The sequence below is a fragment of the Neorhodopirellula pilleata genome, assembly GCF_007859915.1.
In the GTDB taxonomy this organism is placed as follows: domain Bacteria; phylum Planctomycetota; class Planctomycetia; order Pirellulales; family Pirellulaceae; genus Rhodopirellula; species Rhodopirellula pilleata.
On record NZ_SJPM01000007.1, the window covers coordinates 100,685 to 116,074 of the forward strand.

Here is a 15,390-nt window from a genome sequence, read left to right on the forward strand (position 1 = left end):
ATGTGAGAATGGAAGAAGTCGCCTTGAGCTAGAGACGACCGAGAACGACGCAGGCGTTATGACCGCCGAATCCAAAGCTGTTGCTCATCGCAAGATCAACTTGTTGCTCACGAGCGGTCAGGGGAACGTAGTCTAGGTCACATTCAGGATCAGGCGAATCCAAATTAATCGTTGGTGCGATGACACCGGTTTGGATCGTCTTGCACAGGATCACTGCTTCGATCCCGCCGCTCGCACCGAGGGAATGCCCCAAAGCACCCTTCGTGCTACTGATCGAAACCTTCGATGCGTTCTCGCCGAGAACCGCTTTGATCGCGCGGGTTTCGGCTTTGTCACCCAACGGCGTGCTCGTACCGTGTGCATTGATGTAATCGATCGTGTCGGCAGATCGCCCGGAATCGGCGATCGCCAAACGCATCGCTTCGGCCGCCCCGTTCCCATCGGGATCGGGTGCGGTGATGTGGCCGGCATCGCTGGTCGTTCCATAGCCGAGCACCTCGGCGTAGATCCTTGCACCGCGAGCCTGTGCCATTTCCAGTTCTTCGAAAACCAGCAACCCGGCCCCTTCGGCGAGCACGAAACCGTCTCGATCGAGATCAAACGGCCGGCTGGCACGGATCGGATCATCGTTACGGGTCGAAAGCGCTTTCATGTTTTGGAACGCAGCCAAGCCCATCCGAGTGATGGCCGCTTCGCTGCCACCGGTGATCACCAAATCCGTTTCACCGCTGCGGATGCTGCGAACGGCATCGCCCATCGCGTTGGTGGCGCTGGCGCACGCGGTGGCGACGGCGAAGTTGGGGCCTTTGAGGCCATAGCGGATCGAGATGTTGCCACCTGCCGCGTTGACCATCATCTTCGGAACCGTAAAAGGGCTGACCCGGTCGGGGCCCTTGTTAAGCATTCGCTCGATTTGTTCTTCGATCTCGTTCAAGCCGCCGATCCCCGAACCGAGGATCACGCCACATCGTCTCGGGTCAAGCGTCGAAAAGTCGATACCGCTGTCGGAAACCGCTTGGGCTCCGGCATGAACGGCGAATTGGGTGAACCGATCAAGCCGTTTGGCTTCCTTGGGCTCGACATGTTCGGTCACATCGAAATCGGGGATATCGCCACCGAAATGCACTTTGTAGCGGCTGGTGTCCATGATCCGCAGGTCATGAATTCCACTTTCACCGGCCGTTAGTCGTTTCCAAAAAAGCTCCACATCGCATGCCAACGACGTCACGACTCCGATGCCGGTTATCACGACACGTCGAGCCGCTCCTCCGCTAGGAGCCGCTGGTGTGGGGTCAGGAGAAACCGTCATGGGCGAGTCGATCTAAGTTCGCTGCTTGTGCGTGGATAGGAATAGTGAAAACAGTCAACGAGGGATCAAGATGATCCCTCGCTAACGTATTCGAACAATGATGGCTACAACACCGACTAGGCGTCGTCGCCTTTTTCTTTCTCGATGAAGTCAACCGCTTCGCCGACCTTTTGGATTTTTTCAGCGGCATCGTCGGGAATGCTGATGTCGAATTCTTCTTCGAGTTCCATCACCAATTCGACGGTATCGAGCGAGTCCGCCCCGAGGTCGTTAACGAACGAGGTTTCACGGGTAATTTTGTCTTTGTCGACTCCGAGTTGCTCGGAAACAATGTCGACCACGCGTTCTTCAATGGACGCCACGGGCGCTCTCCAGGAATTGGATGTAATGGGAATATCGACGATTCGATCCGTCGACGGGGGAAAGGACTTTCTTCAGTTTGCGACCGGGATGCGGTACCCGTTCTTCTGACGTGGAGAAGATAGGGGAAACGGTTAAAACCCGTCAATATCCCGTTGCGAGCCGATCGCTCGCAATTCCAATGTTTCGTCAGCCGATCATGCCGCCATCGACGACGATGGTTTGGCCGGAGATATAGCTCGCGTCCCCGCTGGCCAGAAACAACACCGCGGCCGCGACGTCTTCGGGCTGACCGACCCGTTTGGCCGGGATTCGTTTTTTCACTTCTTCCATCACGACTTCGCCGAGTTCGGCCGTCATCTCGCTGGCGATGAAACCGGGCGCGACGGCGTTGACGGTTACGCCACGGGAGACCAGTTCCTTGCTCATCGTGCGGGTCATCCCGATCATCCCCGCCTTGCTCGCCGAATAGTTCGCTTGACCGGGGTTGCCGATCAGACCCGAGATGCTGGCCATGTTGATGATCCGGCCGTACTTGTTGCGACGCATCAGGCCGGCGGCGGTGCGACAGCAAACGAAACAACTCGTCAAGTTGGTCGCGATGACGTCATCCCATTCTTCGTCGGACATGCCCCTCATCAACTTATCGCGGGTGATCCCCGCGTTGTTGACGAGGATATCCAGGCGGCCGTGTTTCTTGTTCGTTTCCTCGATCGCTTCGGCGGCCGCCTTGCGGTCGGTGATGTCGCAGGGCAAAGCTTCCCCGGTCCCGCCGGCCGCTTCGATTTCGGCAACCGTTTCGGCTAGTTTTTCCGCATTGCGGGCCACGCAAACGACATGAGCGCCGTTTTGTCCCAGCGCGACCGCGACGGCGCGTCCTAAGCCTTGACTAGCACCCGTGACGATCGCGACCTGACCTTGAAGATCAACAGAAAGAGAGAGTTTCATGAATGCAAAGTAAGAAGGTAAGGATTTCAAAAAAAGTAGGCTGGGTCGAAGCCGCCTCGGCGTAGACCCGGCAAATCACAAGCAGCTAATCGCCAAAAGCCGACCGCCAACCGCTAATCGCCAAACCCGTCGGTGTTCGCTTTTCGGTCGATTCGCTTGATCGTTCCACGCAGGACGCGGCCAGTGCCGGCTTCGAGGAAACCATCGATCCCGTCTTGGATCATCTGGCGAACGGACGCTTCCCAAAGCACCGGATTGACGACCTGTTTGGCGAGCAGTTCGCGAATTTCGTTGGGGTCTTGGTGCGGTTTCGCATCGACGTTGCTGTAAACCGGAATCCGCGTGGGTGTGATCTCGACGTCCGCGAGGGCTTGTGTCAACGCCGCAACGGCGTCTTGCATCAGCGGCGTGTGGAACGCGCCGGCAACGCTCAGCGGGATCACCTTCATCGCCCCGGCGGCGGTCGCATGAGGCTCCAAACGGTTGATCGCCGTCGTGTGACCCGAAACGGCGACGTTACCGGGGCACAGCAGATTGGCAGGCTGCAAGATCTCGCCTTCTTCGCGAGACTTTTCGCAGACCTCGTTGAGCTGGTCTAAGTCCAATCCCAACACGCTGGCCATGGACGACTCGACCGCGTCAGCGCAAGCCTGCATCGCTTCGCCGCGCTTTTGGACCAAACGCAAGCCATCTTCGAACGACATCCCCCCGGCAAAACAAACGGCCGTGTATTCACCAAGGCTCAGCCCTGCAGCGGCGGCGATTTTGTTCGCGTACTCAGGGTTCGTCTCTGAGTAAACCTGCGCGGCCGCCATGCCGACAACGAACAACGCCGGCTGGCTGTGGACGGTCTCGTTGAGCTTTTCGGCAGGGCCGTCGGCGCACAAACCCTTCAAGTCGTAACCTAGGATCTCGCCGGCACGGGCAAACAGGTCATCCGCCGATGGATAGTTTTGGCACAGCGAAATACCCATCCCAGGAGCCTGAGCACCTTGGCCGGGGAACATAATCGCAGGCTTGGAAACGTCGAAAGCCAACTCAGGCTTCTTCTTGCTCGACGACCGTGCGGCCTTGGTAGTAACCGCACTTCGGACAGATTACATGCGTCGGCACGGCGGTGCTGCACTGCGGGCAATAGGCCAATGAACGCTTCTTCAGACGATCGTGGGAGCGACGTTTGCCGGTGCGGCTGTTGGAATGCTTACGTTTAGGGACAGCCATGATGGAGGGGGTCCGGAGGAACTGTGGTGTTGTAGGTGGATTCGGCTGCGGCGTTCACGAAATCAGCGAAACGCTGTTCGCGACGCGCGGCCCGGAAGAATAAACAGACTCCCCCCGGATCGTCAACGTGTCCGGGCAATAAATCACTCCTGTTTCATCGCCCATTTCCATCCGTCGGCCAAGATCGATTGGTACTTGGGGTCGAGCATCGTTTCATTGTGATGCCCGATCGTCGTCCCGAAAACCCGCGTACCCTCGACTTGGTTGGTCCAAATCACCGGCTCGGCCTTGTTCGTTTCGTTCGAGAACGCCGTGGCCAGGACGGTCGCCCCCGGCCAGACTTGATTGATGATGTACAACTCGCCGTTGACCGTTTCCCAGTTTTCGCCACCAAGCGACGCCAAAACCGGGTGGGATTTTCCGGCCGCGGTGGGCTCGACCAACATGCTTTGCTTGGACTTTTCATGGCGAACGCTGGTCACGCCCAGGAAATTCCGCCAAGTATCGGCCGCCGATGAGTTGCGATACGAGTGCATCGAGCAGTGAATGACCATCGCGGGGATCTGGTTTTCGACGTGAGCGGCCACGATCCCTTTGACGAAATCCGGATCGGTGACGCCGCCGAAGCATTCGTTGTGAACGACCAGATCGAATCCTTTGATCCAGTCTTTGGATTGATAGACGTCGGCGTGGACCTCCCTCTCGCCGGCGTACTGGATGATCGTCCAGTCGATCGGGCCGACCGATTTCGAAAGGCCTTCGCTGATGATCTCTTTTTGGTTTTGGTAGTCGTGGCAACAGCCGCCGCAAATCAGTAGCGCCTTCACGGCGGTCGGCTCGCCCGATGCCGCCTCGGTTTTGGAGACGGGCGGGGAAAGTTCCACCTCGGCGGCGTGGGCGGCGGCTAGACACAACCATCCGATCAGGGCGAACGAGACGAAACGCGGGCGGGTCGAGACGGCAAATAGCATGGGGAAGCCATGGAGGTTGGAAAGGGGACTATGATTGTTCATCAAGAGCCACCGACAGATGGCGGCGAACCAAGTATGAACCAAAACATCCCGATATGCGAGCATCGCAAAAGCACCGCGATTAGGCACGTTGTCCCTCATTGATGCCACTGGTGCTTTTCAATATTTACAATGAGGGCTGGTTCAAAACGTGGCACGGCGGTCCCCGCCGTGATTCTCGACGGAGGACCGTCGAGCCACGTTGCTGACACCCTAAAGTCAAATGTGGATGAAACACTAGGTTTCAACCCCTAATCTCCAGGCCTTTCGAAGTGTTCGCTTTATTTCTCCGTATCGCCTTACGTAGCACGGCGATGATCGCTGTGGCGGTGAGCTTGGTTACCACCGCTGGCTTTGCCGAGCCGCCGACATTCATTTCAGATGGCTCTAGCAACGCAGGGGGCTCGAAACCGCCCGTCAACGTCGTCCTGATCGTCTCGGACGACCAAACCTACACCGACTTTGGGTTCATGGGCAACGAGCGAGTCCACACGCCCCACCTGGACGAACTGGCATCGCAATCGGCCCGTTTCACCCATGGCTACGTGCCCTCGAGCGTTTGCCGGCCGTCGCTGGTGACGATCTTGACGGGGCTTTATCCTCACGAGCACGGCGTGTTCTTCAATCACCCGCCGCCTGGATTTGCCAAGCTTTCCAAGTCGCCCGAAATCAGCCGCGAACGATTCGACGCCTATCGCGGCGAAGCGGAATCACTGATCCGGAACGTTCCGACCTTGCCTCGAATCTTAGCGGGGCAAGGTTTTCGCAGCCTGCAAACGGGCAAGTTCTGGGAAGGTCACCACCGCAACGCGGGATTCACCGACGGCATGACGACCGCGACACCCTCGGGAGGCAAGTACGGCGACTTGGTGCTGGCGTCGGGCGATGTGGTTGCCCATGGCAACGGAGATCACGGGCTGGCAATCGGCCGTGAAACCATGCGACCGATCGAAGCGTTTCTTGATGAGGTCGTGTCGGAGTCATCACCGAGCCCGTTTTTGATTTGGTACGCGCCGTTCCTGCCGCATGTGCCACACGATTCGCCGGAGCGGTTTGTGCGGCTGGCAAAGTCGCGGCCGAACGTGAAGCCTCACGAACTGCCGTACTTCGCCGCGATCGCTCAGTTTGACGAAACCATTGGGCAACTTCGGTCCGCGATCGAGAAACGAGGCTTGGCAAAACAAACGTTATTCGTTTTTGTCGTCGACAACGGATGGCAACCCGACGCGGGAAAGTTCCGCCAAACCAAAGGCGAGTGGGACCACACCGACAACAGCAAGCGAGCCCCTTTCGATGCGGGGCTTCGCACGCCGATCCTGTTTCACTTGCCCGGACGAACCGTCCCGGCGACCTACGAAGCGCCGGTCAGCAGTATCGATCTACTGCCCACGATCCTAGCCGCCACGGGAGTCGGCCCGCCGAATCGTTCACTGCCGAATCGTTCACTGCCGGGCGTGAACCTTTGGCCGGTTGCGACCGGCCAAGCCCCCGCCGACGGCGAGCGGGCGGTCTTTGGCGAACTGTATCCCGGCGATGCTCGAGAACTCGGAAAGCCTGAACAGGATATCGCGTATCGGTGGGTCCGCCGTGGACGATACAAGCTGATCGTCCCGCACGCTCACGCCGGCCATCCGCCTTGGGGAGGATACCTGACGCGTCCGGCCCTATTCGACATCTCCAGCGACCCCGGCGAAGCCCGTGACCTGTCCCGGCGGCCCGGATACCAAGCGGTTCGAGATGAACTCAACTCCTTACTCGATCAATGGTGGGCGCCCGGACCATAACTCGGCTGGCAATCACCCCCACCTCGCATACAAGCCCGACGCGCAAGCGCGGGATGAGTCTCGCATACAAGCCCGACGCGCAAGCGAGGGATGAGTCAATGACCCCCACGAGCTCGTCTCGTGGGTGAATAAGGTTTGCAAGCTAGGCACCGACACCCTCCCAACCTTCCGAGTTCAACTTGTGCTCGCCGCTTCCAGCGGCGAGCACAAGTTGAACTCGGAAGGTTGCGCAAATTGCGACTTGTGTCTAGCTTGCCAACCTCGGCTTCCTGCCAGACGAGCCGGCAGGGGAGCAATACATGAGGACTTGTGGGGTGCAAAAAGCGCTGAAGCCTTGGGTTACGATTAAATCATCACGCCGGCAAGCGAGTGGCCCCAATCGCCGTATCCCTCGCTCGCAGGCGTGTTGATTTAGTGCATGTTTGGGCGTCTTCGTTTAACGGCAAGCCGCAGGCGCCTGCGTGTTCAAACTCTGTCGCCTGCGGCTTGCCGTTAAACGATTAAATCAACAGCCCGTCGCGCGTCGGGCTGACATGCATTGCGAGGCCGACCGTTTAGGCAAAAAAAAAGAAAAAACCAAGAAAAATTCTTCGCGAAGAGCGGGAGAATTCTGATCCGCGAGAAAAAAATCCAGAATCCTTGGCATCCTTCCACTTGAGTAAAACGGGGACGGACTGCTATGATCCGCGATTCGCAGTCGCTGGCGTGTCGTCATTGGCACAGCACTTCTTGGCGAACGAGCGAGCCGTGTTGGGTCAACACCGGTTGATGACCGCCCAGGACGACCCGACACCTCCCCCCAATTCATTTACCTCACGCAGTTGCTCTCGGAGTCTTGCCATGCCCCGTTTGATGGGCGTTGACATCCCCAACGACAAACAGATTCAGTACTCACTCACCTATCTTTATGGGCTCGGATTGTTCCGCGCTCGTGAGGTGTGTGAAAAGCTGGGCATCGATCCCGCATCGTCGGCCAACGACATTTCCGACGAGGACGTCGGACGGATCGCGGCGCTGCTCGAGCGGGAGTATCTCGTCGAAGGTCCGCTGCGTCGACAAGTCACTCAAAACATCAGCCGTCTTCGCGAGATCAAAGCCTACCGTGGTATTCGCCACCGGATGAGCCTGCCCGTCCGCGGCCAACGCACCAAAACCAACGCACGCACCCGGAAGGGCCCTCGCAAGACGGTCGCCGGCAAGAAGGGCGTCAAGGATTTGCGTTAATCTCGCGATCCGTTTTACCATCCATCCACATTCACGTTTGTTCGAGACCCCCTGGTGGCAAAGACCAACAAAAAGAAACGCGTCCGTCGCAACGTCAGCAATGGCGTGGCCCACATTCACGCGACCTTCAACAACACGACCGTCACGATCACCGACACCAAAGGCGACACGCTTTGCTGGGCCAGTGCCGGCACGAGTGGATTCAAGGGCAGCCGCAAAAGCACCCCGTTCGCCGGTCAGTGTGCTGCTCAGCAGGCCGCCGAGAAGGCAACCAAGTTCGGCATGAGAGACGTCGAGGTCCGCGTCAAAGGCCCGGGCAGTGGACGTGAAAGTGCGATCACCGCTCTGCAGGCAGCCGGCCTGAATGTCAAATTGATCGAAGAGGTCACCCCGATTCCACACAACGGCTGCCGCCCTCGCAAGAAACGTCGCGTTTAATCGCTGTGTGCTAACGGAGTGTTGATCTGATTAGCCGCACCGCGTTAGCGGCGGTTCCCCAGTCGCAAACCGGGGCTAACGCCCGTCGGCTAATGTGTTTCAGAATCCGAAATAATCAACAAGTCGCTAGCCGCCACCACTGACTGCTTTCCTTCCCGCACATTTACGTTCGCAATCCCAAGGCTCCCAACATGTCGATGCATATCCGCTGGCGTGGTATGGAATTACCCAGCACGCTCGAAGTCGATCGCGACACCCTGACCCAAACCTACGGCAAGTTCTCCGCCGAGCCCTTCGAACGCGGCTTCGGTGCGAGCATTGGCAACAGTATGCGTCGCGTGCTACTGAGCAGCCTGATGGGCAGTGCCGTTACCCAGATCAAGATTCGCGGAGCTCAACACGAGTTCACGTCGATCCCCGGCGTTCTCGAAGACGTCACCGATATCGTCCTGAATGTCAAATCGTTGATCGTTCGCAACCAAAGTGACGCGACGCGTGTCATCACGGTCGAACGCAACACCGCCGGCGTGATCACCGGCGCAGACGTTGAGACCGATTCGGACGTCGAGATCATCAACAAAGATCACGTCATCGCGACGTTGACCGACGACAAGCCTTTCATGATGGAAATGGTCGTCGAGAACGGACGTGGTTACGTCCCGAGCACCGAACACAGCAGCGTCGATCACGAAATCGGAATCATCCCGATCGATGCCGTTTTCAGCCCGATCGTTCGTGTTCGATACGAAGTCGAAGCCACGCGGGTCGGTCAAAAGACCAACTACGATCGTTTGGTTTTGGAGATTTGGACCGACGGAACGATCAACCCCGAAATGGCGTTGACCGAAGCGGCCAAGATCTTCCGCAAACACCTCAACCCGTTTGTCCAGTACCGTGAACTCGGTCCGAGCATTTTCTCGGCTGCTCGCGGTGGTGCCGGATCACCGGAAGCTCAACTCGAAGCCAAGTTGAACATGACTCTTGCTGACCTGCGTTTGTCAGTCCGGGCCAACAACTGCCTCGAAAGCGAAAACATCATGACCGTGCGAGACCTCGTTCAACGAAACGAAGACTCGCTCTTGGAAGTTCGTAACTTCGGCGACACCACGCTCAACGAAGTTCGCGAGAAACTTTCACAGTACGGTCTGCACTTGGGCATGCGAGTTCCGAACCAACCGTTGTTCTAATCGCGTTCGCTCTTCATCCACCTCCAAAACTTTCCACCGCTCATTCATAGTTAACTGTCATGCGTCACCGTCGCAAAGGCCGCGTTCTTGGCCGATCTCCTGCTCACCGCCGTGCGTTACTTCGCAACATGTCGAGCGCCTTGTTCTTGACCGAACGGGACGCCAGCTTGGATGACAACGCGCCCAAGATTCCTGGTCGCATCGTGACGACGCTGGAAAAAGCCAAAGAGATTCGTCCTCTCGTCGAGAAGTGCATCACACTGGCCAAAAAGGGTCTCGTTGCGAAGAATGCCTCCGAGGAGTTCGGCACCGACGCCGAGCGTGGCACCGACGCGTACAAGCAATGGCGTAAGAGCGAGCAATGGCAAAAATGGGCCAACGCTCGGGCACCCTACGTCAACGCTCAACGCCGCGCCGTGCAATTGATGGGCGATCGTGAAGCCGTCGCCGTGCTTTTCGACACCGTGGCACCTCGCTTCATGGACCGCGCCGGTGGTTATACCCGGATCATGCGTTTGGCCAAGCCTCGCTTGGGCGATGCCGGCACACGTGCAATCTTGGAATTGGTCGGCAAGAACGACAAAGCCAAACGCGTTTCATCGAAGCCGTCATTCGATTCGGCACCTGAACCGACTTCCGAAGTCCAACAAGAAGAAACCGCGAACAGCTAAGCGTTCGCTTTGGTTCTAGAAAAGTGCTAACAAAACGCCCGGCAACAACCGGGCGTTTTTTTTGGGGTATGAAGCTGCACTGTGCTCAGTGGATTTCCGCCGGGCTTGCCCTGGGCTGTTCAAAATTTGGTATTGCGACATTTCCGTTCTCCGCAACTTCCTGTCACCTCTCCCAGCGAAGCTGGGGGAGGTCGGATTGAGCGAAGCAAGATCCGGGAGGGGGCATCCCCAGGGCAAACCAAGCCGATTCAATCAAATAACGCCCGTGCCCCCTCCCTCGCGGACTCCTGAACGTCGTCGCTCGACCTCCCCCAAACTGCGTTCGGGAGAGGTGACAGGTGGACAAGAAACTGCTGGGAGATAAAGGAAAAACAACGAGTCAACACCGAATTTTGAACAGCCCTGGCTTGCCCCGGCGGGATCACAGCTGGAAGCTACAACTCAAGGCCCTCAAAAGTCCCCTCCTCCCCGCCCGCGATTCGCCTTCGGCGAATCGCGGGCGGGGAGGAGGGGTAAGCTCATCGCAGGTGGAGTAGCCGCCAATTGTTGCTCCCGTCCGGGGCAAGCCCGGCGGAAGCATCGCGACGATCAGAGGAAGCGCGCTAGCGAAAAACCCAATTTTTGACAATCCAGCGTCAGCCCCGGTTGGCGGTCGGCGAACCGCTGCTAACTCGGTACAGCAAAGCAATTTAATACGCCGTGACGCGTCGGGTCAAGAAATCAAGAAGCTAACTACGGTCTCCGAACGCTTCCTTGGTGGTAGCGACTGCATCTCAGGCGTTTGTTGCTAGAATGATGGGCTCAACGCCTGCTCGCCTGATCCTTCCCGCCTCCCGCCTCTCCTTGGGAATCATTTTGAACCATCCACTTCGAATCCTAGTCACTGCGTTTCTTGCGGTTGCCTGCATGGCGACGATTCCACTCGGACAACACGTAGCAGTTGCAGCGGATGCCAACAAAGACGGAACCTCGCAACCGGATTTCACAAGAGGCGACGCAATCCCGGAAGGCTACGTTCACGATTGGAACTTAGGGCCGACTGGATTGCGAGGCTGGATCCACAGCGACCGTTTGGAGACGAGCGACGCAAGGCAAATCAAGATTACCCAAGTAGAGGCTGGTTCGCCTGCGGATGGCGTCTTGCGGGTGGACGATGTGATTCTTGGTGTCGGTGATAAGCCGTTTGGAAGCGATCCGCGGGTCGCGTTTGGCAAAGCAATCACGGCGGCCGAGACGCCGACACAAGACGGAAAACTCAATCTATTGCGGTGGCGAGCGGGCCAGACCGACGTTGTTACCGTGAAACTACCCGTACTCGGTCACTACAGCGAGACGGCACCGTGGGATTGTCCAAAATCGCAGCAGATTCTCGATCGGGGACTTACGGCCTTGGCCGAGCGAGTTGGCGACCCGTCGTACCGGAGTGTTCCGATTACTCGTTCCCTCAATGCACTCGCGCTGCTTGCCGGTGGCCGTGAGGATATGCTTGCGCAGGTCAAGAAGGAGGCGCAGTGGGCGGCGGACTTCACGACCGACGGGTTCAAGACTTGGCACTACGGTTATGTGATCACGTTCCTCGCCGAGTACGTCATGGCAACGGGCGATGACTCGGTGTTGCCAGGATTGAGGCGATTGGCTTTGGAATCCGCTCGCGGCCAGAGCACCGTTGGTTCTTGGGGCCACCGGTTTGTGGGCAGCGATGGACGTCTTGGCGGTTACGGAATGATGAACTCACCCGGATTACCGCTTACGATTTCGTTGGTCCTTGCACGTCGAGCCGGAGTTGATGATCCCGAGGTTAGCGAAGCGATCCAGAAGAGCTCGCGTCTGCTTCGATTCTATGCGGGCAAAGGCAGTATCCCGTATGGCGATCATCATCCCTGGATTCAAACCCACGATGATAACGGAAAGAATGGCATGGCGGCGGTCCTGTTTCGTTTGCTCGGCGAAGCGGAGACGGCCGAGTATTTTTCCAGGATGAGCGTTGCCTGTCATGGTGCGGAGCGAGATTGCGGTCATACCGGAAATTTCTTCAATATGGTTTGGGCCATGCCAGGCGTGGCTGAGTCCGGCCCATACGCCACTGGTTCCTGGATGAACGAATTTGGCGCGTGGTATTTTGATTTGGCGCGTCGGCGGGACGGGACTTTTCTTCACCAAGGACCGCCGCAGGCACGAAACGACAGCTACCGTGACTGGGATTGCACCGGAGCGTGGCTGCTGGCCTACGCGATTCCCAACGGCAACCTGCACCTAACCGGAAAAGGTGATTCATCGGTTCGAAAGATCGAGCGAGCCGAGGCCGAAAGCCTGCTCGACGACGGCCGTGGATGGTCGAACAATGATCGCGACCGTTTCTACGACTCGCTGGACACAGAACAACTGATGAGCAGGCTCTCGAGTTGGTCGCCGACGGTTCGCGAGCGGGCGGCGATCGCGTTAGGGCGACGCCAGGACAAGGTGAGCGATCGATTGATGGAGTTGCTGGAGTCCGGCGAACTTGATGCAAGGTACGGTGCTTGCCAAGCGATCAAATGGCAACGCGGACGCGCCGCAGCGGCGGTCCCCAAGCTCGTTGCGGCGTTCCAGTCGGATGATCTCTGGCTGCGGATCCTGGCCGCTGATGCACTCGCTGGAATCGGCGAGCCGGCGAAATCGGCTGTTCCCGATATGCTACGACGTCTCGCCAGCAACGACCTGTCCAATGATCCGCGGAACATGCAGCAACGATACCTCTCGTTCGCTCTATTCAATCAACGCGACGGGTTGATCGGTCGATCGCTCGAAGGCATCGATCGGCAGTTGCTGATCCGGGCGGTGCGGGCGGGGCTGACCAACGAAGACGGTCGTGCTCGCAGCAGTTTCAGCTCGGTTTACACGAACCTGAGCTTCCAGGAGATCCAGCCGCTATTGCCCGCCATTCACCAAGCCATCATCGAGCCCGCTCCCAGCGGAATCATGTTTGCCGACGGAATCCAGAACAGCGGCCTCGAACTTCTTTCGAAACACCGTATCGATGAAGGGATTGAACTGCTCGCCGACTACGCCCGCACGCAAAAGCAACACGGAAGTCAAAAGCGAATCATCGTCGTCATGAAGATGTTAGAAAGCTACGGAGCTCACGCCCAACGCGTGATCCCTCAACTCGAGGCGACCGCAAATTACTTCGAACACGAGGAACAAGATTTCCCGAGGAACCTGAGTCGAGATAAGGCACGCATCGTGCGAGAAACGATCCAAAAGATCAAGCTTTCGACCGATCGGCCAGAACTCCGGTCGCTGAACCTCGCCCTTTAGCGGTCGCTTGCAGTTTCATTTCACGGTAGCGAAACTCGCCAAGAGTTTATCCATCACCGCGCTCAGAAAAGATTAAGGTGTCCGGTACCGACGCGGGAAAGAACCATACACTGCACTGGAATAAAACGTTGCCCAACAGGGTGCTGCAAGGTGTCCTTTCTTATTGGCGGACACGAAGTCCGCCGTCGCTTGCCGCACGAAGCCGCCCGGGCGTTGGATTCAAGGGGAGTCACAAGCGATGCGGCGACATACACGAAGTGCGTCGCGACTGTTAACCGCCACAGCCTCCGCAGCCTCCTCCGCAGCCGCTTCCGCATCCGGCGTCGGCACCTGAACTAAAGCTGGCGGTGTCGCCTGAATCGGATCCGAAATCCCAGGCTCCCCCCGTTGATGATGCTTCTCGCTGTCTTGCTCGGATCTCTTCTCCGAAGAGAACATCATGAACCACCATGTCAGCGGAGCGGTGCGTTAGCGATGCAATCGCGGCCGGCCCTAGAAATGCCAGATAAGGAAGCATCTCGTCACTATCGACGTTTTCGGCGGATGTCGAACGGACATGACTAGGCGGGTATTGTGCGCGTAATTGGTCGAGCAGACCTGCTCCCTTGGTCGTCAGGCGACCGTCGAGTCGGAACACCATTGCGAAGAGAACAATCGCCATGACCATCTCCAAGATCAGAAATCCGATCGGTCGATCGGTTGCGATTCCTTGATAGCAGCGAATGCCACCGATCCCCAATACGACAGCGGCGACCGACATCACCGAACTGCGATAGAAGAGGTTCTGATCAGACTGGCGAAGGTATCCGGATGCTTGCAGTTGCAATTCTCCACGAGTCGCGACCGAATTCGTTGCGACCGATAGCCGCTTGACCGATTGCGGCTTACCGGAGGCCCGGACGGTTTGGGTGATCGCCTGAAAGAGCGACCTGGCCAATTCCCCATCGTTGGGTAAAGGTTGGTAGCTTGCATCGTTGGCCAAAACAAAACCATTGCCGTCGCATCGTAAGTTTTCACGCCGAACCAGTTCCAACAAGGCAACTTGCAACAATCGTTTCCTTCCCCCAGCAAGCAGAGCCGTCAAACACCAGTCCATCCGACAGTCCGAGCCGATTTGAGCATTGTTCGAAGCGAGAAACCCGTTACCAACGTGGTACCAGACGAAGCAAAAGATGCAAGCAAGAGCAACGATGAGACCATACACGGCGAGGAACGTGGGTCCATCCAAATTGAACGGAAACATCGTCGCCAAGGGTATCGTCGCCAATCCCGCTAGCGAGTAGCGAGAACCTCCCGGCATTGTCAAAGAAAGATTGGGCTTCGGAATGATCCAGGCTTTGCGACGATCGACTCGCACCGACGCGATGGATTGGGCAAACCGTTCTTGGGTCGCGGGCCAAATCGTTTTGGGCGGTTTGCCGAAGAATCGTTCGTAAGATCGCAGAGTCTTTTCGTATTGATCCTGGAAATGAACCCTCTGTTGCGTTCCGCCTCGGGTCGGACCGTGGTGCAGCGGCGTGGGCAACACTTCGCCACACAAATCGACCCAGTAGTTTTCGGTGTAGACCAGATGCTGGTGCCAAACTTGGTCGACGGCATCGGACGGCGTCACCGAATGCCCAGCGCGAGCGGCGAGATACAAGAAACGCCGATACTCGTCGATACAATGCCGGGCGTGATCGAGCGACCAACCGTTTTCGCGTGCCAGCCGCATCGAAAAGGTAAGCCCACCGGGCGTCCCCGCCTGTTCCCAACTCGCGGATTCTCCGCCGATGGGAAAGTCGCTGAGCGTTTTCCACAGGACGTCATTCTCGGGTTGAGTGATTTCGGATTTGTTGACCAATGCGTTCATTTTCAATTCCTCCGAATCTCTAGGCCCCACGGCGGCCCGACCGGGGCGCGGAATTGGGAAGCGATCCGGGTTCGAAGTTCCATCAAATT

At 57.7% G+C, this 15,390-nt stretch carries 13 protein-coding genes; 6 read left to right on the forward strand and 7 right to left on the reverse strand.

What is annotated here, in order from left to right; translation table 11 throughout:
* Window positions 1-28: 28 nt before the first annotated feature.
* From fabF to Pla100_RS17130, 6 genes are all read right to left on the reverse strand, one after another.
* Entirely contained in the window at window positions 29-1,309 is a 1,281-nt protein-coding gene (gene fabF / locus Pla100_RS17105; protein WP_146578916.1) for a beta-ketoacyl-ACP synthase II, read from the reverse strand.
* A gap of 116 nt (window positions 1,310-1,425) precedes the next feature.
* Window positions 1,426-1,671 carry an acyl carrier protein gene (locus tag Pla100_RS17110; RefSeq protein WP_146578917.1) on the reverse strand — a complete coding sequence of 82 codons (246 nt, stop codon included), beginning with the start codon at window positions 1,669-1,671 and terminating at the stop codon, window positions 1,426-1,428.
* A gap of 187 nt (window positions 1,672-1,858) precedes the next feature.
* Window positions 1,859-2,617 (reverse strand): 3-oxoacyl-[acyl-carrier-protein] reductase, encoded by a 759-nt coding sequence (gene fabG, locus Pla100_RS17115; protein ID WP_146578918.1) that lies wholly within the window; start codon window positions 2,615-2,617, stop codon window positions 1,859-1,861.
* A gap of 113 nt (window positions 2,618-2,730) precedes the next feature.
* Window positions 2,731-3,624 carry an ACP S-malonyltransferase gene (fabD, locus tag Pla100_RS17120; RefSeq protein ID WP_390620620.1) on the reverse strand — a complete coding sequence of 298 codons (894 nt, stop codon included), beginning with the start codon at window positions 3,622-3,624 and terminating at the stop codon, window positions 2,731-2,733.
* Window positions 3,625-3,655: 31 nt separating this feature from the next.
* Entirely contained in the window at window positions 3,656-3,838 is a 183-nt protein-coding gene (gene rpmF, locus Pla100_RS17125) for a 50S ribosomal protein L32 (RefSeq protein WP_146578920.1), read from the reverse strand.
* A gap of 143 nt (window positions 3,839-3,981) precedes the next feature.
* Window positions 3,982-4,809, reverse strand: a complete 828-nt coding sequence (locus Pla100_RS17130; RefSeq protein ID WP_197168022.1) for a ThuA domain-containing protein — start codon at window positions 4,807-4,809, stop codon at window positions 3,982-3,984.
* Window positions 4,810-5,120: 311 nt separating this feature from the next.
* Between Pla100_RS17130 and Pla100_RS17135 the strand changes: the two genes are divergently transcribed.
* The 6 genes from Pla100_RS17135 to Pla100_RS17170 all read left to right on the forward strand — a co-directional run bounded on the left by Pla100_RS17135 (window position 5,121) and on the right by Pla100_RS17170 (window position 13,449).
* Window positions 5,121-6,632 carry a sulfatase family protein gene (locus Pla100_RS17135; RefSeq protein WP_197168023.1) on the forward strand — a complete coding sequence of 504 codons (1,512 nt, stop codon included), beginning with the start codon at window positions 5,121-5,123 and terminating at the stop codon, window positions 6,630-6,632.
* Between the two features lie 852 nt (window positions 6,633-7,484).
* Complete coding sequence (gene rpsM / locus Pla100_RS17140; protein ID WP_146579091.1) at window positions 7,485-7,856, forward strand: 30S ribosomal protein S13; 372 nt, start codon at window positions 7,485-7,487, stop codon at window positions 7,854-7,856.
* A gap of 54 nt (window positions 7,857-7,910) precedes the next feature.
* Window positions 7,911-8,294, forward strand: coding sequence for a 30S ribosomal protein S11 (gene rpsK / locus Pla100_RS17145; protein ID WP_146578923.1), 384 nt, complete (start codon window positions 7,911-7,913; stop codon window positions 8,292-8,294).
* Window positions 8,295-8,485: 191 nt separating this feature from the next.
* Window positions 8,486-9,481, forward strand: coding sequence for a DNA-directed RNA polymerase subunit alpha (locus Pla100_RS17155; protein WP_146578924.1), 996 nt, complete (start codon window positions 8,486-8,488; stop codon window positions 9,479-9,481).
* Window positions 9,482-9,540: 59 nt separating this feature from the next.
* Entirely contained in the window at window positions 9,541-10,152 is a 612-nt protein-coding gene (locus Pla100_RS17160) for a bL17 family ribosomal protein (RefSeq protein WP_146578925.1), read from the forward strand.
* A gap of 855 nt (window positions 10,153-11,007) precedes the next feature.
* Window positions 11,008-13,449: a DUF6288 domain-containing protein gene (locus Pla100_RS17170; RefSeq protein WP_146578927.1), complete on the forward strand. Its 2,442-nt coding sequence runs from the start codon at window positions 11,008-11,010 to the stop codon at window positions 13,447-13,449.
* A gap of 271 nt (window positions 13,450-13,720) precedes the next feature.
* Here the strand turns inward: Pla100_RS17170 and Pla100_RS17175 are convergent, their stop codons facing one another.
* Window positions 13,721-15,301, reverse strand: a complete 1,581-nt coding sequence (locus Pla100_RS17175) for a TIGR04222 domain-containing membrane protein (protein ID WP_146578928.1) — start codon at window positions 15,299-15,301, stop codon at window positions 13,721-13,723.
* Window positions 15,302-15,390: the final 89 nt, after the last annotated feature.